Below are 26,838 nucleotides of genomic sequence, written 5' to 3' on the forward strand. Positions count from 1 at the left end.
TGTTGTATCTCATTTTATCTTATTCTTTCTCCCACTCATGTGATAAACATCACTGTATCTACTTTTCAGCAAAAAAATATCTGCTGAGGTGATTTTCAGCAGATATTTCTTCGTGTTTCAGTTTATTTTACTCGATGTTGCAGATTTCCCTGCCGCAATTCTCACACTGAATGGCCTGTTTGAGATAATCGATGTCCTTGATGAAGATCAGATGACCACGGTATTCAATGATATCGGCTCGCCGCAGCTCGCTGAGCATGCGGTTGAGGCTTTCGCGGGCCGTGGCGGAGTAATTGGCAAGTTCCTGATTCGTCAGCGGCACGGAAATGAGGATGCCGCCGTCCGTCTCCTTGCCATAGCTGTTTGCCAGGCGGATGAGCGTGGAGTAGAGAGCTCCTTTCTTGCCGTAGAGCAGCAGGTCACGGAATTTCGAATGCTGCTTGCGCATATGCGCCCCCATGACCTTCAGAAGATTGATCGCCAAAGCCGGTTTCTTCTCGAGATAGCTCTGCAGCACAGGGAATTCAATGGCATAGACCTCGGCGGCACTCTGCGCCACGGCATTGAAGATGTACACCGGCTTTTTCTCGTAAAGCGGCAGTTCGCCAATGAGACTGCCGCGCGACGCAAGGCGCAGCGACAGCACGCGGCCCGACATCGCGTATTTCGTGATGAAAATCTGTCCTGACCGCACAATATAGAAATAACGCGCCGTATCGCCCTCATGAAAGAGGTACTCGCCATCGTGCAGCATGATGACCTTGCCCGGAATCTCATAAAAATGGCGCACCAATGACTCCATCTTTTCCTGATTTTTTGTCTTGCTTTCTTCCATACCAACGACAGCCCCTTTTCTTCAAATGATATAAATCAACGCTACAATCTGCACTTTCTGATGCTGTAATCCATCTGTTGTATATCTTTCATACAACACTAGTTATATATATTCTTGTTAAAATACAACGTTCCTGCTTAGCATACGGTAAAGTTTTAATCCATGCCGTGATATTTGTTACAAACGGCGTGATTTTTTTTACAGATTATTTGAGGTATCTCCTCTATAATGTGACAAAGAGCTTATCGTTTTTTATTGCTTATTTGTGATGTTTATGATTCGATACTAAAGGAGAGTTAACATGGCAGAAACATCCGTACTCAAGAAACTGGGTCCCAATCCCACGCGCAAAGAAATTCTGGCGAACTGGCAGCCGGAGGACACGGCCTTCTGGGAAAAGTTTGGCAAGAAGATTGCCAAGGAAAACCTCTATACCTCGACCTGGGCACTCGTCCTTTCCTTCGTAGTCTGGACGCTCTGGGCCACGATTGCCGCGAAGCTCAACGCCGTCGGCTTCAATTTCTCGGCTGACCAGCTCTTCACGCTTGCAGCCCTGCCGGGCCTTGTCGGTGCAACGGGCCGCCTTTTCTACACGTATCTGCCGGGCCTCATCGGCGGCCGCAACTCGGCTTTCATCACGACGGCCCTGCTGCTCTTCCCGCTCTTCGGTCTCGGCCGTGCCCTGCAGGACCCGACGACGTCCTATGATACGTTCGTCATCCTCGTCTCGTTCATCGGCATCGCCGGCGCCAACTTCTCCGCTTCGATGGCCAACATCGGCTTTTTCTTCCCGATGCGTGAAAAAGGCCTGGCCCTCGGCATCAATGCCGGCGTCGGCAACCTCGGTGTTTCGCTGATTTACCTCACGGCTCCGCTGCTGCTCGGCTGGAACCTTTCCGGTCTCTTCGGCCCCGGCGTCAACGGCCTTTACGTGCAGAACGTCTGCTACTTCTGGATCATCCCAACGGCTTTGACGCTCGTACTCATCTGGAAATTCATGGATAACCTGCCGATGCCAAAGCCGAACCCGAAAGCCATGTTCTCGATTTTCGGCAATAAGCACACGTGGCTCATGTGCTGGATTTACACCTGCGGCTTCGGTTCCTTCATCGGCTTCTCGGCAGCCCTTGGCCTGCTCGTTTCCAAAGAATTCCCGGAAGTCTCGTTCTCGATGGCTGCCTTCCTCGGACCGTTCATCGGCGCCGGCATCCGTCCGGTCGGCGGCTGGCTCTCCGATAAAATCAACTGCGGCTCCCGCGTCACGCTTATTTCCCTCGTTATCATGGTCATCGCGGCTGTCGTCAGCCTGCTCGGCCTGCAGGCCCACAATTTCGTCATGTTCTTTGCTTCGTTCCTGCTGCTGTTCCTGACGACGGGCTTTGTCAACGGCGCCTCGTTCCGCATGATTCCGTACATCTTCAAGGATGGCGGCAAGTCTTCGCTCGTCACGGGCTTCACGGCTGCCATTGCCGCTTACGGCGCTTTCCTGATTCCGAAACTCTTCGGCTGGTCGTATGCTGCTTACGGCAATGTTTACATGGCGTTCTACATCCTGATTGCCTTCATGGTCAGCACGATTGTCATCACGTGGTACTTCTACGACCGCAAAGGCTCGGGCATCAAGTGCTGATTGCCACATATTTATCCCCTAAAATATGATAAAATAAAGTCAGGCCGCTTGGCCTGACTTTTTCATAATGATGATACAAACGAAAAGGATGATTTTATGACATATACAAACGGACTCACGCATTTTGACCAGCACGGACAGGCCATCATGGTCGATGTCAGCGAAAAGAAAGAGACAAGCCGCACGGCTGTCGCTTCTGGGCGCATCCGCGTCAATGAAGCCGTTTATAAGGCCATCGAAGAAGGCACGGCCAAGAAGGGCGATGTACTCGGCACGGCACGCATCGCCGGCATCATGGCCGCTAAAAATACAAGCTCGGTCATTCCGCTCTGCCACCCCCTGCCGATTGCAAAATGCAGCGTCGATTTCACCATGCTGCCGGAAGAATCCGCCGTTGAAGCACGTGCGACGGTCAAAGTCACGGGGCAGACAGGTGTTGAGATGGAAGCGCTCCATGCCGTCAGCGTAGCTTTGCTGACCGTTTACGACATGTGCAAAGCCCTTGACAAAGGCATGGAAATCGAGTACATCCATCTCGAAAAGAAATCCGGCGGCAAAAGCGGCACCTACATTCGCCCGGAAGAAGCAGCGAAAAAATAAAAGAACAACCCAACAAATGGAGTGATTCTTCCAACAAGATTGGATTGCCCTTTCGTTCAAAACGCTATATGATTAAAGACAGATGGATTGATTGAGTTGACACGTCAACTCCCCCCTCATCCATCTCCCCTTATATTTTTCCCTCATTCGAGTCGGCATGCGATGTGCAGGCTCTCTTTTTTTACCCATTTTTCGGCTGCTGACGTTTCTGGCGCTGGCTCTCAAGGAAATGCTTGCGGTAATCGGCAGGGCCCATGCCATATGCCTTGCGAAAAATGCGGTTCAGCGAGTCGCTTTTTTCGTAGCCGCACGAAGCCGCGATGCTTGCAATCGAAAGTTTTGTGCTCTCAAGCAGGTATTTGGCCCGCGTCATGCGGCAGGTCTGGATATAATTCTGCAGCGTCATGCCCGTCTTGCTGCGGAACAGGCTGCTTAAATAACTGCGGTTTAGGTTCATCGTTGCGGCGATATCAGCCGTATTCATATGCTCATGCAGATGATGACGCACATATTCCATGACGTGGACAACATACGAATTGCCGCTTACAGGCAGCTGATGGGCCTGCCCTTCCTCACTCAATATGGCAATAAAGCGGTAAAGGCTGCTCAAACGGTAATAATGATCCGACGAGGTCTGCTGGCGGTGATTCAGCATTTCGTGAACACAGTCCACGAGCAGCTCCGGCCGGCTGCATTCAAAAATCGGATTCTTCTGCGAAAGCCCGAGTTCGCTGAGAAGATACTCCATCTCCTCTCCGGCTGCGCCGACCCAGATATAGCTCCAGGGCTCCTCTTCATCACTGCAGTAAGTTGTCTCATAGTCCGGTGCAATCAAAAAGCCCTGCCCTGCATGCAGCTCGTACGTCATGCCATTGACCTGAAATGTTCCCCTGCCTTTGAGGATGTAATGCAAAAGATAATACGACCGCACGCCGGGTCCATAAGTTTGTCCAGGCTCCGTTTCCAATTCGCCAATAGTCGTCAGATAAAGCCGGCTGGCCTCTTCATCCGGCACATCCATAAATTTGACTTTTTCCATACACTTCATCTCTAAAAACATAATTCATAACGATTCTATATATAGATTTAATTCTACCATAACAGAAAACCTCCTGCAAAACGCCATAGTATATATACACCGCAACAGAACATAAATATGCAAAGAAAACCCTCAACAGGAACTACCTTTGTTGAGAGCTTTGCATATCTATGAACTAAAAAGTCAGCTCACATAAATGAGCTGACTTTTTATGGTATCTATGGGTTGACTTAATTGGGAAAACCAGATTTTAGAGACTGCCCTTCATGACGGCGTTTGTCTTTTCGATGCACTGATGTGCTTTGTCAATCGAGAGACCGAGCGTGCGCATGATCTTATCCGGGTTATGGAAGCCCATGCTGTTCTCGGCAGCGACCCAATCCCAGTACCACTGTGCTTCGCGGACGAGCTGGCGGGATTCGGCGAGTTGTTCATCCGTAGCACCGGCATCCATAGCAGCCTTGATGGTCTTATGGGCCTGTGCAACCGTCTGGCCAGCAATGCGCTGGAGCTTAAAGGTGTTATCGCCAATCGTCTGGACGCGGGCCTTGAGGGTCTCGGCGCTTTCGTCATGGCACTTGAGGCAGGACTCTTCCGTCGTCTTCAGCGGGTTCGTCATCCAATGCGACGTGTACTTCTGGCCGTTTTCTCTCATGTACGGCATATGGCAGTCGACGCAGGTGACACCGGCATCAGCATGAACGCTCGTTGCCCAGGTCTCGAAGTCCGGATGCTGTGCTTTGAGCATCGGGGCCTTGGAGTCTGCATGGATCCAGTCCTGCGTGAAGCCGCCGGCCTGACCGGACTGATAGAACTGATACTCGGATTCGGCATCAAGGCCATTGTCAAACGGATGGTTGACGCGGCCGTCTTCTTTCGTGAAGTAATATTCGTTATGGCACTGTGCGCAGACATAAGCGCGCTTGTCATTGTGCGAAGCGTTGTTCACATCAATGCCGCGGCGGGCCATCGAGTCGATGAAGCCCTGCTGATAGACGCGCAGTTCCATGGTCTCAGGGTCATGGCAGGTCGAGCAGCCGAACCACTGGTCATCTTCAATCGGAGCCATGACTTCTTCGACAGGCTTCGAAGCGTAATCCCAGCCGCTCTGTTTGTAGTAGACATCATACATGTACGAGCTCTTGCAGGTGATGCAGTTGCCCTTCTGGCCCGGCAGGCGTTTCGTGTTCTTGAAATCCTCGCCGGCATACGTATGGCCGCGGTCATCATCGTACTGCAGGGCGAATTTGTAGCCCTTGAAGTTCTCAAGCATCTCCGGCTGCTCGGTCAGGTGAGAATTGCCTTCCTGTGCACCGCCGTATCCGGTCGGCGACGGCGAGGTATCATTGTTCTTCATGAACGAATTGTACTCAAGCGGATAGGCATCCTTGTACGCTTCCTTGCCGAGCTGTTTTTCCTGGGGAATCTTAGCGAGCTTGACACTGTTGTCGTTCGGCGCCGCGACGATGCGGACGACGACAAAGCCAAAGAATACAACGCAGACAGCTATGATTCCCGTCAATATCTTCTGTAGCTTACTCAACTTTTATCCCCCCTTCGAGATGATTCGAACCATGTGCGATACTGCTGTGGCACTTGAGACAGTCACCGCCCGTGTCGAGATTTACCCCGACATCGGCATGGACATTGCCCATCGTCGTCGAATGGCAGCGCAGGCAGTTGTCATTGACGGTCTGTCTGCCCTGAGCCGAAATCTTGATGTGGGCAGGATAGTCACGCAGCACTTCATGATACGTATCGATCATGCCCGTGCGCCCCTTCTCAAACATGTAATGTACGGCGTTGTCGTGCGGCAGGTGGCAGTCCGTGCATTCCAGTGAACGGTGCGAAGACATCGCAAAGGTCGCCTGCTCGCTCTTCATCGCGTGGCATGCACCGCAGAAAGCCGGCGAGCCCGAAAATGCCATGGCAGCTGAGCCTATGCCGCAGACGGCGACGCCAATGACGAAACCGCCGGCCAGGCAGGCCAAGGTATGTTTCTGAAATAATTCCTTGAACTCCACTCTGGTCCCCCTCCTCTCTCTTACTACGCCTTATTTGCTATTATTATATCATCATTAAAACAAAGAAGGCGTTGCCTCAGCAACGCCTTTGTAAATATTATTTATCGTTTCATAAATTTCTGTGAATATTGGCAGATGGTATCGCCGCAAAGCAGCCAAGCGCTGCCGCTACAGCGCCAATCCAGAGCAGATAGATGAACGGCTTCGTGCTGACCGCTGCCGTCACGGCAGTCTGGGATTCTTCCTCAACAGACGGCAGGATCTCGAGACGTGCCTGCGAGTCGTTGCCCGATATGCCCGTCAGGCGGATGCGCTTTTTCCCGTCAAAAATCGGAATCGGCTCAGAAGTGCCGCCATCCGCCGTGGCCAGAATAGTCGGCTGGACATGCTCGACTTTTTCGCCATCCGTGACGGCAATCGACGCCGTCACCAAAAGTTTGCCATCGGGCTGATTCTCCATCGTGACATCGTCATAGCGATAAGCGAAGATATCGCCCATTTCCATGCGCCCTTTCTTGAGAATGAGCTCCATGCGCCCCGTATTTTTAGGCGGCGTCGGCGCGATGTAAATATCGCCCGTGATGGTATGGGCAATGGCCGGCTCGCGCGCGGCGTCCTCGCCGTTTTTATGAAGTTTCGTCAGGGCCTGCACTTCGCTGCCATCGACGAGGTAGCGGTAATACTTGGCCGTGCCGTCATCCGCAAAGGACTGTCCTTCATACTGCACGGTGTAGCCGGCGATGTTTACAGAATCACCAGGCTTGAATTCCTGCGAAAGCGACTGACTGGCGCCGCCCGAGAGCACCATGGCAAAAAGAGCCAGTCCGACGCCTGCATGCGCGATCAGAGCGCCGCCGCGCAGCATCCCTCTCTTCCAGCTGGCAAACGAGGCCCCGAACAGGAACGCCGCAAAGGCAGAGAGGAGCAGCAGGCCGATGCTGCGCACGCCGGCGAGAAACGCCGCAGCCAGGCCGAGTACCAGCAAAATGAGGGCCGGAATCGATTTGGCGCAGGTTTCCTGCCCTCCGTAGCGCCAAAGCCCCGCCACGCCCATAACAAGGCACATGACAATTGCGAGCGGCAGCGTCGTGCGCACGTAAAAATTCGTATCGACCGCTGCCGGACTGCCGACAAGCTGCGTTAAGAGCGGCATCGACATGCCGATAAAGATGATTGCGGCGATAAACGTCAAAATGAGGGCGCCTAAGAGCAGCAGAAATTCGCGGCTCTTATAACTCGTATACATCTGTCCCTGCGGCAGGCTGCCGACTTTCAAGACGAGCAGCAAGAGACCGCCAATGAGCACGATGGCATTGACCACGGCTAAGGTCATGCCGATGCTCGCACCGCTGAAGGAATGCACGGAAAAATCTCCAAGGATGCCGCTGCGCGTCAAAAATGTACCGTAGATGACCAGCGAGAACGTGAAAATCACAGAGAGATGCAGGACGGAAAGCGCTGCCGGACGCTTCTTTGCGACATGCAGCACATGGACAAAGACACCGGCGAGCAGCCACGGCACAAGCGAAGAATTCTCAACAGGGTCCCAGCCCCAATAGCCGCCCCAGCCGAGCACCTTATACGCCCAGTAGCCGCCGACAAAGACACCGGCACCGAGAAAGCCCCAGGCAAGAAGCGCCCATCTGCGGGCCGACTCGAGCCAGACATGCAGGCCGGACTTTTCTAAAAGCGATCCCATGCAGTAAGCAAAAGGCACAGCCAAAAGCGCATAGCCGATAAAGATGATCGGCGGATGTACGGCCATCCACGGGTCCTGCAGCAGAGGATTGAGTCCCACGCCATCCTGCGCCAGTGTTGCCGCGTGTACAAAGGGGCTCTTGGCCAAAACGAGGATGGCCAAAAGAGACTCCAAAATGGCATAAACCATGAGTCCTGCTTTCTGCATCCGGCCTCTGAAACAGAGATAAAGGGAAGCCATGGCATGAATCAGCAGCCACAAGAGCAGGGAACCCTGCTGCCCGGCCCAGAACGCCGAAATCTTATACATCAGCGGCAGTTCCTTGGAAGAGTAGCTCGCGACATAGGAAAACTCAAAGTGATCGCCGAGAATCAGCACCCAGAGAAAGATGGAGGCAATGGCCGCAGCCAGAAAAGACAGGGAAAAACAGATGCGGCCATAACGTACCGCTGTCTTATCTTCCGTGTCCTTCATGGCATAGCCATAGGCCAGCGCCGCCAATAGGGAAAAGAATAACGATGTTGCCAGTGAAATTGTTCCAATCATAGTCTTGACCTCATATACATCCCATATTGTTCCTATTTCTGCTGTTCATACTTCGATGGACATTTGATGAGCAGTTTATCCGACGTGAAAATACCGTCCTGCATTTTGCCGATGGCCACAATGTGATAAGCTTCGTCAAACTGGTCCGGCTTCGTGCCGTGATAACGAACAGGCAAAGTCTCCCCCGTCTCCTCATCCTGCAGGGTAAAGACAAAATCATTGCCCTCCATATGCGGTGCCGGGGCATTTTTGTCGAGCAGCCCCTTGACCTGCACATTTGACGAAGTCGCGGCCTTAGCTTCTTTGATGCCGACGTACGGCGTGACCGAATCGGCAAAGCTCCAGCCGGCGTAGCCGACAAAGGCCAGCAGCAGTACGATGAGAAAAATTTTACGTTTCATGATGCACCTCTTTGGCTTTCACGCATTGACGCAGCGCAGCGATGTAGATAAGCGTCATATCGAGAAGGGAAACCATCAGGACCTTGAACATGATGGGATCCATATCAAGAGAACCGCTGCCATTGATGACAGGCGATGGATGCAGGGAAAAATAAAATCTGGGAATGATGAATACGAGAAAAGGCACGGTCAAAAAGGAAAACAGAGCATAAATTGCCGAAACGCGCGCCCGCCTTTTTTCTTCGGGAACAGCTGCGCGCAGCGTCAGATACGCTGCGTAGATGAGCAGCAGCACGAAAATCGTCGTCTGCCTCGGATCCCAGTTCCAATATGCCCCCCAAGTCAGTTTCGAGAAAAAAGCGCCGCTGACCGTTGCCAGTATGACAAAGATGAGTCCGAGTTTTGCCGATGCCGCACTGACGAGATCGCGGTGCGGGCTTGGCTGCCTCAAATACCCGATTGCGTAGACCGCACTGACGAAAAAGGCCAGCACCGAAATCCAGGCCACAGGAATGTGGAAAAAGGCGATGCGTACGAGTTTGCCAAGCCCCATGGCCGGCGGTACGACGAAAAATACAGCATAGACTGTTCCCGCTGTCAGCAGCAAAATAAACAGCCAGAGCCCCTTCTCATATCCCTTCATCCTCTCAACTCCCTTCTTATATATATCCTATTCGTTCCATCTCGATGGATTCATTCTCCGGATTCAGTCTTCATACCAGAGGAAATCAAACAGCAGCGATGCAGCCACCGTCAAGATGGCATCGTACAGAAGCATGCCCCAAAGATATGAAAGACTTGTCAAACTCCCTGAAAAACATCCTGACGTCAGCACGATGGCCGGCAGAAGAACCGGCAGCATAATGGGCAGCATCAGGATGGATAAAAGGCCATTCTGCACCTTAGCTCCGGTCATCAGGGCCGAGAGCAGCGTACCGGCTATGGCCATGCCATAAGTACCGGCCAGCAGTGTCAGGATGAGAAGAAACGGCGAATAGACATCGCAGTCCATGAGGATGAGGTAAGCAGGCAGAATGAGCAGTCCCAAAACGAACAGCAAAAGTGCCATGAATATGCCCTTGCCAAAGAGCACGGCCTGTGAGCTGCCGTAAATCTGCAGGGCCAAAAGCGTCCCCGACTGCTCTTCATCGGCAAAGCCGCGGCCGGCACCGGCAAGCAGCGAAAAGAACAGGATGACCCAGAGCAGCGCAGCCAGAAGACGCGGCGAAAGCCTGTCGCCCTGCAGAAGCAGGCTGACACAGGCCAGCGTCGTCAAAGCAAACATCATGACGACGAGCCATGATGACCTCGAACGCAGGCAGAGACGGAATTCCTTCCGAAAAACCGTTTTAATTTCCTGATAAAGCGATGCATGCATCGGCCTGTGCCTCCTCTTCCGGATCGTTTGTTGCCCAGAGCACCAGTTTGCCTGCGTCAGCCGCCAGGCGCGCTTCCCTGCGCACCATTGTCCTTCCCTCAGCGTCGAGATTGGCCCCCGGTTCATCGAGCAGCCAGATATCGGCCCCTGAGCCAAGCAGGATGGCCAGATGAAGCCTTTTTTTCATGCCGGTGGAGAAATGCTCCGCGTATTTCTCCGCGATGACGGTCTCAGACAGACCCACTCTTGCCAGCAGGCTGCGGTATTCCTCATCCGACAGCGGCTTTTTGCGCCGAAGCCCCAGAAAAAAGTCAAGATTTTCTCGGGCCGTGAGCTTGGGATAAACGTGAAAATCCGGCGTGACCAGGGCAAGGCGGCGGCGGTAGACCTCTTTGCAAAGTTCCTGTTCCCCATCCTTGGCAATGACTTTGCCGGCATCGGGCAAAAGAAGTTTGGCCGCCATTTTGAGGAGCGTCGATTTGCCGCTGCCATTTGTGCCTGTGACAGCGGTAATACAGCCGCCCTGCACCTCAGCATCCAATTGCGCGATGACTTTTTTGCCGGCAAACTGCTTTGTCACATGTGAGAAGACCAGTTTCAGCATAAGCTCACCTCGCTTCCCGAAGTTTTTCTTCATCAAGCCGCATCCAGTCGGGACCGCAGCTCAAAAGGCCCTCATCTTTCATCAGGCCGATTTCGCGCGTCAGGGCGCTGCGGTTGCACTCGAGTTCCTTGGCAAGCTGCACGCGGCCCGGCACTTTTACGCAGTCCGACTGCTGGCAGCCGCGTTTCTGCAGCAGATAAAGAATCAAGCGCTCCCGCAGGGTTTTCTGCGAGAGCAGTTCGAGCTTCTGCATCATCAGGACATTTTTGCGGCAGAAGGCAATGAGCAGGTTACGCATGACAATGCCATGAATGCGGCCGAGCTTTGGTCCTGCGACAATCAGATTCATATAGGGGACCCAGAGCACGAGGACATCCGTGACCGTATCGACGGCTGTCGGATTGCTGTATCCGGGCAGGATGGCCGTCGTGCTGCCAAAAATGGCGCCGCGCTCCAAACGGTGTCCGACGCTCTCATTGCCCAAACGGTCTTCCGCGATGACCAGCGCCGTGCCTTCTGCAATGATGCCGATTTTATCATTTTTTTCATACGTCTTGAGGATCCGTGTCTCCCTGCCATAACGCTTGACTTTAGCGTCTGTGGCCTGGATGAACTGGTCGACCTCTTCCGCCTTGAGCCCGTCAAAAAGCGGCAATTCCTGTAAATCCAGATCGTAGATTCCCATAATCTTCCTCCGAATTGTAGAAATCATTTCATTTATCTGTATTATAGCAATAAAGGAGCTGCTATGACGTTGCAGAAGCAACATTATGATGTATTTTATCATTCATGAAAATTATCCCCGGTTCTGTGAAACAGGCAACAGAAAAAGCCGCTGCGATAAACGCAGCAGCTTTTTGCAGGTGTATGGTGTTATGAGATATGTATGGATTTGAGAGAAGTAAGGAACAAACGTCAATCAGCCGATCATCGTCTTGATGTCGCTTTCCACCGTCGTGATGCCGCCGATGCCGAAATTCTCGACGAGAACTTTCGCGACATTCGGGGAAAGGAAAGCCGGCAGCGTCGGTCCAAGATGGATGTTCTTGACACCGAGGTGCAGCAGAGCCAGGAGGACGATGACAGCCTTCTGCTCGTACCAGGCAATGTTGTAGACAATCGGCAGTTTGTTGACATCGTCAAGGCCGAAGGCATCCTTGAGTGCGAGGGCAATCAGGGCAAGGCTGTAGGAGTCGTTGCACTGGCCGGCATCGAGGACGCGCGGAATGCCGCCGATATCGCCGAGTTCCTGCTGGAGTTTGATGTATTTGTATTTTGCGCAGCCAGCCGTCAGGATGATCGTGTCCTTCGGCAGAGCCTTGGCAAATTCCGTGTAGTATTCACGGCTCTTCATGCGGCCGTCGCAGCCTGCCATGACGACAAACTTCTTGATGGCACCGGCCTTGACAGCCTCAATGACCTTATCGGCTACAGCCATGACCTGTGCATGAGCGAAACCACCGACAATCTGGCCTTTTTCGAGTTCCGTCGGAGCAGCGCATTTCTTAGCCATCTCGATGACAGCACTGAAATCCTTCGTGCCGTCTGCCTTTGCTTCGATATGCGGGCAGCCCGGGAAACCAACGGCACCCGTCGTGAAGACGCGGCTCTTATAAGAATCTTTCGGCGGTACGAGGCAGTTCGTCGTCAGGATGACCGGACCGTTGAAAGCCTCGAACTCTTCCTTCTGCTTCCACCATGCATTGCCGTAGTTGCCAGCGAAGTTCTTGTAATGCTTGAACTTCGGATAGTAATGAGCTGGCAGCATCTCGCCGTGCGTGTAAACATCGACGCCCGTGCCTTCCGTCTGCTCGAGAAGCATCTCGAGGTCGCGGAGGTCATGACCGGAAATCAGGATGCCCGGGTTCTTGCGGACACCGAGGTCAACCGTCGTGACTTCCGGATTGCCATAGGCCGTCGTGTTGGCCTTGTCGAGCAGAGCCATGCCGTCAACGCCGAACTTGCCCGTCTCCAGAGCAAGGGCCGTGAGCTGCTCGCCCGTCTGGCTGTCATCGAGCAGGCGTGCAAGCGCCGACTGCAGGAACGCATCGATGGCTTCGTTTTCCTGCTTCAGGACATTGGCGTGCTTGACATAAGCAGCGAGGCCCTTGAGGCCGTACGTGATGAGCTCGCGCAGGCTGCGGATGTCTTCATTCTCCGTAGCGAGGACGCCGACTTTCTTGGCCTTCTCGTCAAAACCATCGCGGCCGTCGTTGTAGAGAGCTGCTTCCGGCAGATTTTCGCGGCTCGTGAGACCTGCGAGCATTTCCGACTTGACCTGCAGCGTCTTCTCGATGGCTTCGATGATGGCCTCGCGGTCAAAGTTCGCATTCGTAATCGTGATGAAGAGGTTCTTCGTTACGAGATGGTTGACATCTGCCGATACTTTCTTGCCCTCAGCGCGCAGGCGCGTCGTGACAGCGGCAAGACCTTTCGTCACATAGATCAGAAGGTCCTGCATGGCAGCGACTTCCGGCTTCTTGCCGCAGACACCGACCTGCGTGCAGCCCTTGCAGCCTGCTGTTTCCTGGCACTGGAAGCAAAACATCTTATTTTCCATCGTAAGCTCTCCTTTTATATAACATAGAACACATAAGTTTTTCTTGATTCATTGTCTATATCATAGCAGGATATAGGCCGTCATTCTGTAACGATTGTTACAAACCGACTGTTACAGCAGAATTTCCAAACAAAAAAGCTTTGCCAAAAACTACGAAGTCTGACAAAGCCTTTCAATTCCTAAGAATGGTGCGATTGGTGAGAGTCGAACTCACGACCTGCCGCTTAGGAGGCGGACGCTCTATCCAACTGAGCTACAACCGCACAACAAGTTTATTGTAGCAGACAGGCGCGGAATGTGCAAGTCATGTGTGTACGCAGAAGCTCAATTCCTCCGGCGGCGCTTTTGACGGCGTTCCGTCTTTTGCTGCTGATGCAGGCGGTCCTGTGCAATATGATAGATGTTTTCGGTCGAGACACCCTTTTCCCTTGAATGCGCAATCGCATACCGGAAGACCAGTGTCACTGGATTGCCGGCAATCTCATGAATGGCATTGAGTGCCCGCAGAACATCAGAAGCACGTTTTCTCGCTTCATCTTCATCCTTATCGTAGGCCAGCAGGGCAAATGTTGCCTGGCCCGTGCGCGCAATTGTCGCCCTGCGGCCAGCCACCTTCCGGATTTCATCGGCTTCGCGCTGCAGGAGCTGCCGCGCGATATCCATGCCATAGGCACTGACCACCGAATCATAGGAGGCATTTTCAATGAGCAGCACGCTGTACTGGCGTTTCTGCAGGGTCCGCTGCTCATCATAGCTGAACATCGCATCGGCCCAGCCGCGCGCATTCATAAGGCCCGTCACGGGGTCGTCATAAGACGTTTCCGAAATATCCCGAATGCGTTTTCTCATCTTATCGGCATCGAAGAACACGCCCATGAGCCCGACAATCCTGCCCTGATTGTAAAGCGGCCATTTATAGCAGGTAATGTGATGCAGGACACCTCGAATGATGCACTGCCCCGGCTGATTTTGAATCACTCTGCCCTTCTGCAGGACCTCGAGCTCGGCATCGCGGTAAGGCCCATCGTCAACGTGCCAGCCCATATCTTCATCCGTCCTGCCGAGTACGTCCTGCGCAGAATCAAAGCCATAATACCGCAGGAACGAATGCGAGACGCCGAGGAAACGGCGCTTTGTATCCTTCCAGAAATAACAGAACTCCGAATTTCGCTGCTGACTGTCCCAAAGCATGGCCTTATAGGCATCGTTTAACTGTCCCGGTGCGAGAGACAGATGCGTCCCCTTCTGCGCTGCATCGCTTTTAACCATGGACTGTACCATAAAGGCGATATTATCTGCCCGGTCATCAAACGAGCGCGCAGTATAGGCCACCTTCCTGCTCCCCGCCTCCGGAATCAGCAGAATCGAACACCCCATCCAATTGTAGCTGCCGTGCCGGTCTTTCAGGCGCAGGCAGCAGTTCAGGATGCCATCGGGGCTGTCATGCAGGCGCTGAAGAATGGTTTCCGGCGCGACATAACGCTGGTATGCCTCAAGGTCATCTTCATAAACGAGGGCCCTGCCGTATGCTTCTGTCATCTTCCGAATACCATTTTCGCATCCCTGTTCCAGCAGATTAAATGCAGACTTCTCGCGAATCTGATTCACCGTATCCGCGTCAAAGTCGACGATGTAAATGCTGTCAAACATCATATAAAGATAACGCAGATTGTCATCGAACTTCTGATTTTCCATATGACTGCTGTCCTGCGTGATATTCCAGGAACTCATACAGAACAGAGTATGGCCGTCCGTATGTGCAACAACATGCATGACAGTGCGGATATAATTGTTGGCAATCGTACAGAAGTACGTCTCGCGCCTGCCGCTTTCTTCTGTGGCATGAACGAGACTGCGGATATCCCGGTACAGCGGAGCATTTACATTGTCATTGAAGCTTGCTTCGATATCCCGAACAGTATAATGGATGCTTTTTACCTGTTCCCGGTAACCTGCATTCGTGTAAAGGAAATGGAACTTGCCTCCTGCAAATTCCAGCAGAGTCAGTGGCTCATCCGTCTCGTGAATCGCGCTGGCCGCCATATCGTAATAATGATGCCAGAGTCTTGTCTCGATCCCTGCTCCAGCCGCTTTCATATGAGAAAAAGCTCCCTCAAGCGGCTGCGGCTTGCCAAAGAAATAGCCCTGCAGTCTGCCGCAGCCAATCGAGGCCAGAAAATCGGCCTGCTCGGAGGTCTCCACACCTTCCATGAGCGTCTTAATGCCGAGTTTCTTCGCCATGCTGATGGTCGAAGCGATGATTTGGCGCGATTTTTCGGTAAACGTGCGCAAAAAGCCCATATCGAGCTTGATGAGGTCGCAGTTGACATCCTTCAGGAGATTCAGCGAAGAATACCCGCTGCCAAAATCATCAATCCAGACTTCATAGCCCTCATCGCGCAGACGGTCCATCGTCGCACGGATATGGCCGGGATCCTCTGCCACGACGCTTTCCGTAACTTCGATATGTAAGAGATCGCGCGGCAGGCGGAATTCCGTCATCGTGCTCTCAATCATGTCAAAGACATCGAGCAGCATGAAGTCAACGCGCGAAAGATTGAACGAGACCGGCACCGTAGGCAGTCCTTTATCCATACGCGACCGTATCGTCCGGCAGGTTTCCTTCAATATATAAGTATCGAGCTTGTGAATCTGACGTGTCTGTTCCAGTGCCGGAATAAACATGCCGGGTGACAGAAAGCCGATTTTCGGGTCGATCCAGCGTGACAGCACCTCAAAGCCGCAAAGGTCCCCCGTCAGTGTGCGGACGACCGGTTGATAGTAAAGATGAATCCAGCCGCGGCTTAAAGCCGTATCGATATTTTCAATAACGTACTCGCGGATATCCTTATCGATCTGATAGTCCGACGCCCTGTTGCCCGTTTCGAGCATCAGGCAGTAGAGAAGGTCCCCTTCCTCAAGGGAATGAACCACGCAGCCGGAAATATCCACATAGCGGGGCCTGCCCGTATGCGTGACAATGCGGGCACAGATATGCTCAAAACGTGTGCCCTTCGCAGAGAGCTGCCGCTCGATCTGACTATGAACCTGTTTGATGTCTTCCGGCATCAGCATGTTTTCCACATTATTCTGGATGTGGACAGTCAGTTCACCAAAATCATGGCAGTCAAAAAGACGCAGGACTTCTGCATTGGCAAAAAGAAGCCTGCGCGGCCTGCTGAGCGTGCAGACGTAGAAGCCCCCCGGAAATTCATTTGGCAAATTAACCGGCTGATAATTTTTTTGCATGCAATTGTTTCCTCATAAGACGTTTTTCGTCTAGAACATTTCGCTTTATTTCATATCTTTATTTTATCACACTCATGCTCAAAAAACATATACAGGCAAAATTAATTTTCCATACGAAATTAATCTGCTCCCCCCTGCTCGACCTGACGAATCTCTTCTTTGGAAGCATTCTCAAGGTCCGCGTGCTGAAAAGCCTGATTGCTCGGCAAATCGAGGATAAAGCGGTCCGTCTTATTGAGCGTAGCCGTGCCGTGTACCATATCGACGTCAAAGACATGGCCGCCAAATGTGCGCGCATCGTTGATAAAATGGAAATGCCAGCCCGGCGTATTGACACCATCCATGAATTTTGGGAAATAGAAACAAACGAGCGAACCATCGACATTTTCAAAGGCAAAGCGCCGTTCATCCGTCTCAAGCACCTTGGCAAACGGCTTGTACGGTTCATGCTGATAAAGTTCTGTGCGCGCTGCCACGCGGTTGAAACGCCCATCAATGCGCACAACGTACATACTGTTCGGTCCTAAAAGGTCAATGCTGTCATCAAGTGCTGCGCGCAAATCCGCAATTGACGCCATCTCGCCAAATTTTATCGTATGGCCCTCCTCAAGATACGCAATGCTGGCAAACGACGTCGTGTCAAGGGGCTGTGCCTCAATGACCGAACCGTCTGCCAGAATGCGGTAGCAGTGGCCGTCAATGACGATGAGCTCACCGGCTACGGCATGAAAGGTCCCGATGCCCGTATCCCCGTGTTTCAAGAAGTCTTCGATGTAAAGGCAGCCATAATAATTGCCGAGAATCAGGGACTGCAGGGTTGAAATCTGGTAAACAGGGTCGCGTTTTTCTTTGATGCCGCTGATGTCGCGCGGACGCAGGACAGGATTTGTCATATAGTCTCCTTATATCATATATAAATATTTATAATATTTTTCTTTATTACAGGTAAAATGAATACAATTTCGTTATGACCATTATATCATAGCCGCGCGCAGACTTTCTATGATATGCGTCCGCCTGCAAAAGATTCCCGAAAAAAATCTGCCGCCAAAAGCGGCAGACTGCCCGTCAAACACTTTTCAAAACTCAGGGTCATCCCGCATAATGACGGATGATGCGCGTAACGGCACCGAGATAGGCGCGGCCGAAAAGATGAAGATGATTTAGGAGATGATACAGATTGTAAAGGTCCAGGCGCTCACCAAAGCCGGCTTCAAGAGGTGCCGCTTCGTTGTAGGCATCGTAGAATTCCGGCTCGAAGCCGCCAAAAAGCCGCGTGAGCGCGATGTCGAACTCACGGTTGCCGACGCAGACGGCGGGGTCGATGAGCACAGCCTCGCCGTCGCTGCCCAGCATGACATTGCCGCACCAAAGGTCGCCATGAAGAAGAGACGGGTACTCCGGCTCCACAAAATAATCCTCAAGATGGTCGAGAAGGTGTCTTGCCCGCCGGCGGTCGTCAGGCGTAAAGTAGGATTTTGTCAGCTGCAGCCGCGGCAAAAGGCGCTGCGTGCGGAAAAAATCCACCCAGCTGTCATTGACCTGATTCTTCTGGCGGATGGAACCGCTGTAATTGTTCTCGTAAAAGCCAAAGCGCCTGCCCTTTGTCAAAGACGTCGTATCGGCCTGATGCATGGCCGCGAGCATATGGCCGAGATTTTCCCAGTAATCACGCCGTGGGCGCGACGGACGCACATAGGTCAGCAGCAAAAAGGATTTGCCGTCGGGATTTTTGCCATAGGCGAGGACCTCCGGCGTCCTTGCCCCGGCTTCTTTCATCGCTTTGAGACCATCTGCTTCCACGGCAAAAAAATCATCGGCCACATTTTTATGGCATTTCATGAAAAGGTCCTGTCCGCTACGTAATACCAGATGATAGGCTTCATTAATATCTCCGCCCGAGACCGGCTCTTCTGCCACGATATCTGCCTCGCTGCCAAATAAACGCGTCAGGCAGCTCATCAAATCTTCCTGCATAAAAACATCCCTTTTCCAGAACACAAAAATCTGCCTTTGCTTTTATCATACTTCAAACAGCATCCGGCAACAAGGAAAAGATTGGCATATCGCCCCTGCCTGCTGTAAAATAAAGGAAAATGAAAACCTTACGAGGAGAATCATCATGAAAAAAATCTTACTCTCTTTAACGGCAGCTCTTTGCCTGAGCCTTACAGGCATCACTCCTGCACCATCTGTCAGTGCCGCTGCAGCAGAAGGCAGCATCACGGGAGCAGTCTACACGCATGGCTCCGAGCGCGGCATGAAGATTGCCTCAAATCCCGATGCCTCTGCCGGCGGCATCAGCTGGGACCTCGCCGCCCCCAAGCGGAAATTTCACGATAAAGAGGCCGACGTCTGGCTGATTGGCAGGGATTTCACCTATGATAAACTGAGTGAACAGGAAATAAAAGACTGGTACCGCCATAATACGGTACCAAAGGATGCCCCCGTGTACCATACGGAGACAGACAAAAAAACGGGGGAATATGCTTTTCAGAATATCCCCGAAGGCACGTATTTCCTCGTCATCCTCGACAGTTACGGCCGCGATTCCGCCCAAAACCTCACGGAGCTCGACGACAAGCAGCAGCTCATGAAAAAACTCCCCGACTGGGATTCCTTCGAGCTCTTCAACGTCGGGCCGCGCAGCTGCCTTGTGCAGATGGTCACGGTCAAAGCCGGTGAAACCATCCATATCAAGCCCGGCGTCCTTTAAAATTCATTTATGCATTTTATGCTTATATTCATGCATGCCTGCATTGTCTTTTGAAAAGCCCCTATGCTATAATATCAGTATGTTTTAGCACAAGCGATAATCTGACAAATTATTTCGTCAGAAAGGGGTCAAAAATATTTTGGGGAAGTTATACGGGCGGCTCATCCTGCTGCTCTTTCTAGTCTGCAGCCTGCTTCTTTGCTCACAGGCAGCAGCCAGGCCGCTGCTGCGCGTCGGCGTCCACGAACTCGGCACGGACATCACCGAAGATGAGTACGGGAATTTCTACGGCATGGACACGGACTTCATGCAGGCACTGGGCAGCTATGCCGGCCGTCAGGTCATTTTTATTCCCGGCAGCTGGCAGGAAAATCAGGCACGGCTGGCTTCCGGTGAAATTGATGTTGTGGCCGGCATCATCAAGACGCCGGAACGTCAGCAGACAATGCTGTTTTCCCATCTGATGATGGGGCGCATCAAACAGGAACAGGATTCCCGTATCAGTTCTTCTCCTTTTTGGGTCGAACCGCTCTATTTCGCTGTACGCAGGGATAACACCGCGCTGATGAATGAACTGGAACTGGCCAATGAACAGCTCATTGGCAACCGGCCGTATTTTGTCAGTTACCTTTACCGCCTGTATTACGGCCAGCAAAGTTCCCACAAACTGCAGCTTGCACCGCAGGAAGCCTCCTTTTTAAAAATGCATCCCGTCATTTCGGCAGCAGTCATTGCGGACGAACGGCCTTTTGCCTATGTCGATGAACACGGAGAGCTGCAGGGCACGATGCGCAGGCTCACAGACCGTATCGAACAGGACCTCGGCATCAAGCTCAGCCTTATCATCGAGACCAATTACGAAAAGGCTTACGAAGACTTAAACTCCGGCAAAGCCCAAATTCTTCTGAATACAGACGGTGATATCAGCTGGGCCGCAGCGCATGGCCTGGATCTCACCACATCGTATCTGACTTCTTACTATACAGCCGTAACCCGCCGCGAGGGCATTCCTGATAATCCCCGCATCGCCTGCTTTTGCCCGCATATCGCGGAACGTTTTCTGCGCCAGCGCTACAGTGAAAAACAACTGCGCCTGCATGACAGCGTGGAGAGCTGCCTTCAGGCCGTGCAGACAAAACAGGCTGATATGACGTTTCTGCGTCTGGAAACGGCTCAGTACAACATCTGGCAGGGGAATTTCCCTGACTTGAAAACAGACGGCAGCATCGCTTTTTCCCGCGACATCGCCATTGGCGTTTCCAATCAGATGGAGCCGGAGCTCCTGCCGATCCTCGATAAGGAGATTGGCTTCATCGGCCGCGATGCCCTGCTGGACCAGTCTTCCTTTTACAATCCCAAAACCGAAGCCCAGCGCAGCTTTAAGTCGCTTTTCTTCGCCTATCCGCAGTATTTCGTCACGGGACTTTCGCTGCTGCTGCTCATTCTTCTGCTGCTCTTCTGGCGTCAGATGAAAATGCGCCGCCAGCATACAGACGAGCTGCAGAAGATGCTCGATACGGACCATTATACAGGGCTTCATAACCGCGGCTGGTTTGAACGTAAGGCAGGCCGGTATCTCGCCGCGCAGCCGGAGAATCGGGACTTTGCCATCATCAAATTCGGCATCAGCCGGCCGGATATTCTCGTCAACACCTATGGAGCCGAAGTGATCTTTCATCTGCTGCAGCGCTTTACGGACAATCTGCAGCAGGCTGCCTGGGCAAAATTCCCCGCTGTCCATACCAGTGTCGGCAAGTTATTCTTTCTCGCTGACCTTCGGCATTTCCAAAATCAGGAAGAACTGGAACAGGCGCTGCGTTATCTTCTGCATCAGAATGAATATATCAATGTTGGCCATATGGTCGTCCACGTCGACTTCAAGATTGGCATCTGCAGTCTTTCTTCCCACAACGTTTCCATGGCTAAAGCGATGAATCAGGCAGACTTTGCCTTACATGAGGCACAGCCCATCTGCTTCTACAATGCCGAAATCCAGCAGAAAACCGAACTACTGAACCGCATTGAAGGCCTGCAGCAGAAGGCCATGGCCAATAAAGAATTTAAGGTCTGGTATCAGCCCAAATACGACCTCAAAACGCGCCGCTGTGTCGGTGCCGAAGCTCTCGTGCGCTGGCAGAGCCGGGAACTCGGCTTTCTGCCGCCCGGACAGTTCATCCCGCTCTTCGAGCGAAACGGCTTCATCACACAGCTCGATTTTTTCATGCTCGGTCAGGTCATGACCTGGCAGAAAAAACGCCGACTGGCAGGTCTGCCCGTCGTGCCGGTCTCCGTCAATCAGTCGCGCCTCCATTTGCAGGAAAAGAATTATCTCACTTATATGCAGCGCCTCGTCACCTATTATTCTGCTAAAGATATCGAATTGGAACTCACCGAAACGGCGTTTTCTCTTCAGGAACCAAAAATGCAGCAGCAGGCACTGAATGTCGGCCGGCGTTTGCAGGAAATGGGCTTCTGTCTTGATATCGATGATTTTGGCAGTGGCTACTCGAATCTCACCCTGCTCAATGCCATGCCTTTCCGCGTCATCAAGATCGACCGCTCGCTGCTGCTCGCAGCCGAAGACGCCCCGCGCATGCAGACGGTTCTTGCCCATACCTGCAAACTGGGCCACGACCTCGGCATGACCATCATCTGCGAAGGCATCGAAACACCGGAGCAGGAAGAAATCCTGCTCCGCTGCGGCTGCGACCAGGGACAGGGCTATCTCTACGGCAAACCGATGAAAGAAGCGGACTTTGAAGCCTTTCTTGCCGCCCATATCTGACGGCAGTGAGGATGGCAGCATAAAAAAACTCTGGCACATCTATTTTGTGTCAGAGTTTTTTCTATATCTCAGCCAAAATTTACGCCCGCGTGCAGGCGAGCTGCTCAGCCATTGAGCAGACCGGCAGCCTGCTGCATGGCCTCGCTGTTCTCGGCAGCATCTTTCTCCGGGTCAAACGCCTTGATGGCCTTGGCCTGCTGCATCTTGTCCTGACAGAGGACGAGCTCTACGCGGCTGCCGAGCAGGCGTTTTGCCTGACGGAAGGCCAGGCGGAAATCGCGGCTCCACGAAATCATAACGTATGACGAAGCGAGGTCACTGTGGGCTGCATTGACGAGCTCACCGACAGAAGGACAATTATCTTCCCCGCCATTGACAATGATATGTACGCCGGCATCCTGCAGCTCACGTGCCTGCACCTTGTTCTCGGCCACGGCCAGCAGGGCCACGCGCATCAGGGCGCCATGCGCATTCAGGACATGGCTCTCGCTCATATTCGTGATGTGCAGATTCTTGATGGGCCCCCAGCCGATGGCCTGCTCTATGACCTTGCCGACATGGTCGGTATGCAGATGGACCTCAACACCCTTTTCATGGCGCTCGACGAGTGCAAAACTCGAGTATTCGCGCAGGTGGCGCTCGAACTCCGGCACGTCGACACGCGTGTTGAGAATCGTAAAGCGCACACAGTATGGGCGCACGAGGTCTTCTCGCGGATCCGGCATGCCCGGCTGGCCTGCCTCCAGTCCCAGTGAGAGGCTGACGCTCGGCGAAACAAAGTTGCCGTCAAGGCCCTTGAGGCAGCCAGAAAGGAACGTGAACATGATGCGCGCGCCCGCATCTTCATGGTCCATCTTTGCCAGTGCCTGTTTGCCCGCTTCAATGGCTGCCTGCAGGATTTCCGAAATCGGCAGGTTGGCACGCACAGCGTGATAAGCGCCCTTTGCCACGGCCTTGGCCACCATGATGATTGGCTGCTCCGGCTCCTCCGGCACAGCGCGCTGCGCATAGAGAATGCCATACTGGAAGGCCTTGCCAAACTCCGACGAAGTGGCATTGTACTTGCCCGAAAGCCCTTTACCAAGGCCGCGGAACATCTGCGCGAGCACGATGCCGGCGCTGCCGCGCGCCCCGAAGACAGCTGCCGTCGCCACGCGGCGTGCGAGCCCGCCTATGCTGTCATCCTTTGTCTCCGACAGCGGCATGACAGCAGCCCCCATCGTACGCAGGATATGCGTGCCGGGCATATGCCCGGCCCCTTTCAGTGCATTGATTTGTTCATATTCAAGCAGAAATTCGCTGTACGCGCCGGATACCATGCGCTTGAAATCACTGCCAGTAATTACTTCTCTATTTCCTGTCATATTCCATCACACCCGTTTCTTTTTACCGCCCTGCGCTCATACCGAACTTTTTAAAACAGGAAGGTTACTTTCTATTATAATTCGCGACGAAAAAGAAAACACCTCTATTTTGCAAAAATTCTTCAAGATATTTCTAAAAACAGCTGGAATATCCCCTCGTCCTGAAAAAAATTGCCATAACTTGCCCGAAAAGAAAAATTTCCCTTGCAACTGACCGCAAAAACAGCTATCATAGATATATGTGTCAAATCACATACTCACGTGAAATGAATCCATCCAGCATCAACCCATTGCATGGATTTCACTGAAGGAACACGTACCTCGGAGGTGAAAATCAAATGGCAGTACCAAAGCGCAAAACTTCTAAGGCACGCCGCGACCAGCGCCGTGCTAACTGGAAGCTCGAAGCTCCCGGCTTCGTTGCCTGCCCGCAGTGCCACGAACCGAAAATGCCGCATCACGTTTGCCCGGAATGCGGTTACTATGACGGCAAAGAAGTCGTCAAAGCAGCAGAATAATGCTTGCAAAGGGTCAGGTCTTTCCCTTAGGGAAAGGCCTGATTTTTTATTTCCTATTATATAGGATACAGACAATAAAAAAGTCCCTGCAGCGCTGCAGGGACTGATTTGCAAATGGCAGAGAGGGTGGGATTCGAACCCACGGTGGCTATTAACCACACTTGATTTCGAGTCAAGCACCTTCGACCACTCGGACACCTCTCCGTGTTCGTTGAAGAACATATAATATATTAGCATATCTTCTCGCCAATGTAAAGCCCTTTTTTCGCTCTGTTTTTCTCTTTTAAAGTCAAACCATAAAAAGAATGGTTACTAGTTGACAATTTGGCAAATAACACGTAGAATAACCTTATAAAATATTTATTCTCCGTTAGTGTACCCTTGAGACAATCTAAGGAAAAATATGAGGTGATATCATGCTGACTCCGACCGAACTGACCAGCCGCCTGCGCGAAGCGGGCTTCAAAGTAACGCCGCAGCGTCTCGCAGTTTACAACATGCTTTCCCATACGAAAGCACATCCAAATGCCGATATGATTTACCGTGAGCTCCAGCCGCTCTATCCGACGATGAGCCTGGCTACGGTCTACAAGGCTCTGGCCATCCTCTGTGACCTCGGTCTTGCCCAGGAACTCAACGTCGGCGAAGAGGCGTTCCGCTATGACGCAGATACGAGCCATCATCCGCATATCCGCTGCACCTGCTGCGGCCGCGTCGATGATGTGCCGGTGCTCAACACGAATGGCGTTTACGAGCAGGTTAAGGATGAGACAGGCTATGAGCTCTCCGACCATCAGCTTTATTTCTTCGGCGTCTGCCCGGAATGCCAGAAAAAGCAGAAGAAAAATCTTCACTAAGCTAAAAACACTCTCTTTACCAAAAATGCTGACACGATTGTGTCAGCATTTTTGGTTTATAGAATTGTTTGAGGAGAGACAAAAAGGAATCAATCAGGCAGCTGCCATCTTCTTGCGGCGTTTGAGCTGCAGGAAGAGAATGACGGCAAACAGGATGAAACCTGCAATATCTGTCATGAAGCCCGGCTTGATCATCATGAGGCCGCCGGCGATGAGCACGAGACGCTCAAAGGCATTGCAGTCATCGGCAAGATAGCCGATGAGGGCCGAAGAAAGGGCCACCATGCCGATAAGGGCCGTGAGCGTCGTCAGGAACAGGTCAAAGGCTGTACCCTCCAGCATCAAAAGGACCGGTGACAGCACGAACATATACGGAATAATGAACGCCGCAATGGCCAGTTTCGAGGCATTTATCCCTGTCCTTAAAGGATTGCCTCCGGAGATGCCGGACCCCGCAAAGGCTGCGAGCGCGACCGGCGGCGTGACATCGGCGATAATGCCGAAGTAGAACACGAACATATGCGCACAGAGAACAGGTACACCCATCTGCACGAGAGCCGGTGCAGCAATCGTCGACGTGATGACGTAGTTTGCCGTCGTCGGCACGCCCATGCCGAGTACGATGGCCGTAATCATCGTGAAGAACATCGTCGGCAGCAGCAGTCCGCCCGAAAGGTCCAAAAGGCCCGAAGCGAGCTTGAGGCCGACGCCCGTCTTCGTGACGACGCCGATGATGATGCCGGCAGAAGCACAGGCCACGAGGACGGACAGCACGTTGCGTGCGCCGCGGTCAAGACCGCGGACAATCTCAATCGGCTTCATACGCGTCGATTTGCGCAGGGCCGAACAAAGGATAGAAAGCACAATGGCGACCAGAGCGGCGCGCATCGGCGTGTAGCCGGCGACGAGCAGATAAACGATGACAATGAGCGGCAGAGCGAGGTGGCCGCGCTCCCGCAGGATATTGCCGATTTTCGGCAGCTGGCTCCGCGGGATGCCCTTGAGATTGCCGCGCTTCGCTTCGAAATGAACGCCGAGCCAGATACCGGCAAAATAGAGGAAGGCCGGCACAATAGCAGCTTTGACAATGTCGATGTACGGCACGCCGACAAATTCAGCCATGAGGAACGCCGCAGCGCCCATGACCGGCGGCATGAGCTGACCGCCCGTCGAAGCTGCCGCCTCAACGGCGCCGGCAAAATCCTTATGATAGCCGAGTTTCTTCATCATCGGAATCGTAAGAGAGCCCGTGCCGACGACGTTGGCTACCGAACTGCCCGAAACCGTACCCATGAGGCCCGAAGACAGGACGGCGACTTTTGCCGGACCGCCGCTGGCCCAGCCGGCAATGGCATTGGCGAGGTCGATGAAAAATTTGCCAAGGCCCGTGGACTCCAAGTAAGCGCCGAACAGAATGAACAGGAAAATGAACGTCGAAGAAACGCCCAGCGGAATGCCGAAGATACCTTCTGTCGTGAAGTACAGATGGCCGACGAGCTGCTCAATGGTCAGCCCGCGGTGGGCAAGCACACCCGGCATATAAGGACCGGCAAAGGCATAAGCGAGGAACGCCAGCACGACACAGACCATCGGCAGACCGACGATGCGGCGCGTGGCCTCAATGACGAGCAGGATGCCGACAAGGCCCACGGCAAGGTCGACGCCCGAGACCGTACCCGAACGCAGCACAAGGTGCTGATACTCGATGACGATGTACGCCGGTGTTGCCGCGCCGAGGATGGCCAACAGCACATCAAAGGGATGCACCTTATAGCGCGACCACGACTTGCGCGTCGGATACAGGAGATACACGAGCGCGAGGCCAAAGCCAAGATGGACGGCACGCTGCAGCTGGGCATCGAGCACGCCGAATGTCGCCGTGTAGAGCTGGAAGATGGAGAATGTGATGGCAATGGCCGAGACAATCTTGGCCATGATGCCCTTGTACACCATCGTATCGGATTCTTTATCGTATTTTTTTAGAATATCATCTGCGGATTTTGGATCCAGCTTTTCAGTCATAAAAAACATCC

General features: G+C 52.8%; 22 protein-coding genes and 2 tRNA genes. 6 read left to right on the top strand and 18 right to left on the bottom strand.

The genetic code is table 11. The features are described 5' to 3' along the window. Window positions 1-127 precede the first annotated feature (127 nt). Entirely contained in the window at window positions 128-835 is a 708-nt protein-coding gene (locus ACI4OH_RS10980) for a Crp/Fnr family transcriptional regulator (RefSeq protein ID WP_432646254.1), read from the bottom strand. Between the two features lie 301 nt (window positions 836-1,136). On the opposite strand from ACI4OH_RS10980, the gene ACI4OH_RS10985 reads away from it, so the two are divergent. Next, the gene (locus ACI4OH_RS10985; RefSeq protein WP_432646255.1) at window positions 1,137-2,465 is read left to right on the top strand and encodes an MFS transporter; all 1,329 of its coding nucleotides are present in this window, start codon (window positions 1,137-1,139) and stop codon (window positions 2,463-2,465) included. Between the two features lie 96 nt (window positions 2,466-2,561). Next, the gene (gene moaC, locus ACI4OH_RS10990) at window positions 2,562-3,065 is read left to right on the top strand and encodes a cyclic pyranopterin monophosphate synthase MoaC (RefSeq protein WP_432646256.1); all 504 of its coding nucleotides are present in this window, start codon (window positions 2,562-2,564) and stop codon (window positions 3,063-3,065) included. A gap of 181 nt (window positions 3,066-3,246) precedes the next feature. Here the strand turns inward: moaC and ACI4OH_RS10995 are convergent, their stop codons facing one another. The 14 genes from ACI4OH_RS10995 to ACI4OH_RS11060 all read right to left on the bottom strand — a co-directional run bounded on the left by ACI4OH_RS10995 (window position 3,247) and on the right by ACI4OH_RS11060 (window position 18,542). Beyond that, the gene (locus tag ACI4OH_RS10995) at window positions 3,247-4,104 is read right to left on the bottom strand and encodes an AraC family transcriptional regulator (protein WP_435720935.1); all 858 of its coding nucleotides are present in this window, start codon (window positions 4,102-4,104) and stop codon (window positions 3,247-3,249) included. Between the two features lie 250 nt (window positions 4,105-4,354). Further along, window positions 4,355-5,647 carry an ammonia-forming cytochrome c nitrite reductase subunit c552 gene (locus ACI4OH_RS11000; RefSeq protein ID WP_439784739.1) on the bottom strand — a complete coding sequence of 431 codons (1,293 nt, stop codon included), beginning with the start codon at window positions 5,645-5,647 and terminating at the stop codon, window positions 4,355-4,357. Continuing rightward, window positions 5,640-6,128: a cytochrome c3 family protein gene (locus tag ACI4OH_RS11005; RefSeq protein WP_432646259.1), complete on the bottom strand. Its 489-nt coding sequence runs from the start codon at window positions 6,126-6,128 to the stop codon at window positions 5,640-5,642. The genes ACI4OH_RS11000 and ACI4OH_RS11005 overlap by 8 nt, the downstream gene beginning before the upstream one ends. Before the next feature lie 109 nt (window positions 6,129-6,237). After that, the gene (gene ccsA, locus ACI4OH_RS11010; protein WP_432646260.1) at window positions 6,238-8,373 is read right to left on the bottom strand and encodes a cytochrome c biogenesis protein CcsA; all 2,136 of its coding nucleotides are present in this window, start codon (window positions 8,371-8,373) and stop codon (window positions 6,238-6,240) included. Window positions 8,374-8,405: 32 nt separating this feature from the next. Beyond that, window positions 8,406-8,774 (bottom strand): cytochrome c maturation protein CcmE domain-containing protein, encoded by a 369-nt coding sequence (locus ACI4OH_RS11015; RefSeq protein ID WP_432646261.1) that lies wholly within the window; start codon window positions 8,772-8,774, stop codon window positions 8,406-8,408. Further along, the gene (locus ACI4OH_RS11020; RefSeq protein ID WP_439784740.1) at window positions 8,764-9,417 is read right to left on the bottom strand and encodes a cytochrome c biogenesis protein; all 654 of its coding nucleotides are present in this window, start codon (window positions 9,415-9,417) and stop codon (window positions 8,764-8,766) included. The genes ACI4OH_RS11015 and ACI4OH_RS11020 overlap by 11 nt, the downstream gene beginning before the upstream one ends. A 63-nt stretch (window positions 9,418-9,480) precedes the next feature. Then, window positions 9,481-10,152: a heme exporter protein CcmB gene (locus tag ACI4OH_RS11025; protein WP_432646263.1), complete on the bottom strand. Its 672-nt coding sequence runs from the start codon at window positions 10,150-10,152 to the stop codon at window positions 9,481-9,483. Further along, the gene (locus tag ACI4OH_RS11030) at window positions 10,124-10,756 is read right to left on the bottom strand and encodes an ABC transporter ATP-binding protein (protein WP_439784741.1); all 633 of its coding nucleotides are present in this window, start codon (window positions 10,754-10,756) and stop codon (window positions 10,124-10,126) included. The genes ACI4OH_RS11025 and ACI4OH_RS11030 overlap by 29 nt, the downstream gene beginning before the upstream one ends. Window positions 10,757-10,760: 4 nt before the next feature. After that, the gene (locus ACI4OH_RS11035) at window positions 10,761-11,441 is read right to left on the bottom strand and encodes a Crp/Fnr family transcriptional regulator (RefSeq protein WP_435720937.1); all 681 of its coding nucleotides are present in this window, start codon (window positions 11,439-11,441) and stop codon (window positions 10,761-10,763) included. Window positions 11,442-11,675: 234 nt separating this feature from the next. Continuing rightward, window positions 11,676-13,316 carry a hydroxylamine reductase gene (gene hcp, locus ACI4OH_RS11040; RefSeq protein WP_432646266.1) on the bottom strand — a complete coding sequence of 547 codons (1,641 nt, stop codon included), beginning with the start codon at window positions 13,314-13,316 and terminating at the stop codon, window positions 11,676-11,678. Window positions 13,317-13,502: 186 nt separating this feature from the next. Continuing rightward, a tRNA-Arg gene (locus ACI4OH_RS11045) sits at window positions 13,503-13,579 on the bottom strand. 61 nt (window positions 13,580-13,640) lie between these two features. Next, entirely contained in the window at window positions 13,641-16,565 is a 2,925-nt protein-coding gene (locus ACI4OH_RS11050; RefSeq protein WP_435720939.1) for an EAL domain-containing protein, read from the bottom strand. 119 nt (window positions 16,566-16,684) lie between these two features. Further along, the gene (budA, locus tag ACI4OH_RS11055; RefSeq protein WP_435720940.1) at window positions 16,685-17,458 is read right to left on the bottom strand and encodes an acetolactate decarboxylase; all 774 of its coding nucleotides are present in this window, start codon (window positions 17,456-17,458) and stop codon (window positions 16,685-16,687) included. A gap of 199 nt (window positions 17,459-17,657) precedes the next feature. Next, the gene (locus ACI4OH_RS11060; RefSeq protein ID WP_435720941.1) at window positions 17,658-18,542 is read right to left on the bottom strand and encodes a fructosamine kinase family protein; all 885 of its coding nucleotides are present in this window, start codon (window positions 18,540-18,542) and stop codon (window positions 17,658-17,660) included. A gap of 145 nt (window positions 18,543-18,687) precedes the next feature. Between ACI4OH_RS11060 and ACI4OH_RS11065 the strand changes: the two genes are divergently transcribed. Further along, complete coding sequence (locus ACI4OH_RS11065; protein ID WP_435720942.1) at window positions 18,688-19,281, top strand: hypothetical protein; 594 nt, start codon at window positions 18,688-18,690, stop codon at window positions 19,279-19,281. A gap of 139 nt (window positions 19,282-19,420) precedes the next feature. Then, a complete protein-coding gene (locus ACI4OH_RS11070; RefSeq protein WP_435720943.1) occupies window positions 19,421-22,066 on the top strand; it encodes an EAL domain-containing protein in 2,646 nt (881 codons plus the stop codon). 104 nt (window positions 22,067-22,170) lie between these two features. On the opposite strand, the gene ACI4OH_RS11075 is transcribed toward ACI4OH_RS11070, so the two are convergent. Next, window positions 22,171-23,430, bottom strand: a complete 1,260-nt coding sequence (locus ACI4OH_RS11075) for a DAK2 domain-containing protein (protein ID WP_435720944.1) — start codon at window positions 23,428-23,430, stop codon at window positions 22,171-22,173. 338 nt (window positions 23,431-23,768) lie between these two features. On the opposite strand from ACI4OH_RS11075, the gene rpmF reads away from it, so the two are divergent. Continuing rightward, window positions 23,769-23,948, top strand: coding sequence for a 50S ribosomal protein L32 (gene rpmF, locus ACI4OH_RS11080; RefSeq protein WP_005842638.1), 180 nt, complete (start codon window positions 23,769-23,771; stop codon window positions 23,946-23,948). 115 nt (window positions 23,949-24,063) lie between these two features. On the opposite strand, the gene ACI4OH_RS11085 is transcribed toward rpmF, so the two are convergent. Further along, window positions 24,064-24,152, bottom strand: a tRNA-Ser gene (locus ACI4OH_RS11085). 212 nt (window positions 24,153-24,364) lie between these two features. Between ACI4OH_RS11085 and perR the strand changes: the two genes are divergently transcribed. Further along, the gene (gene perR / locus ACI4OH_RS11090; RefSeq protein ID WP_432646272.1) at window positions 24,365-24,805 is read left to right on the top strand and encodes a transcriptional regulator PerR; all 441 of its coding nucleotides are present in this window, start codon (window positions 24,365-24,367) and stop codon (window positions 24,803-24,805) included. A gap of 93 nt (window positions 24,806-24,898) precedes the next feature. Here the strand turns inward: perR and ACI4OH_RS11095 are convergent, their stop codons facing one another. After that, window positions 24,899-26,836: a TRAP transporter permease gene (locus tag ACI4OH_RS11095; RefSeq protein WP_439784742.1), complete on the bottom strand. Its 1,938-nt coding sequence runs from the start codon at window positions 26,834-26,836 to the stop codon at window positions 24,899-24,901. Between the last annotated feature and the right edge of the window lie 2 nt (window positions 26,837-26,838).

This window comes from Mitsuokella apri (genome assembly GCF_051886055.1).
Lineage (GTDB): Bacteria > Bacillota > Negativicutes > Selenomonadales > Selenomonadaceae > Mitsuokella.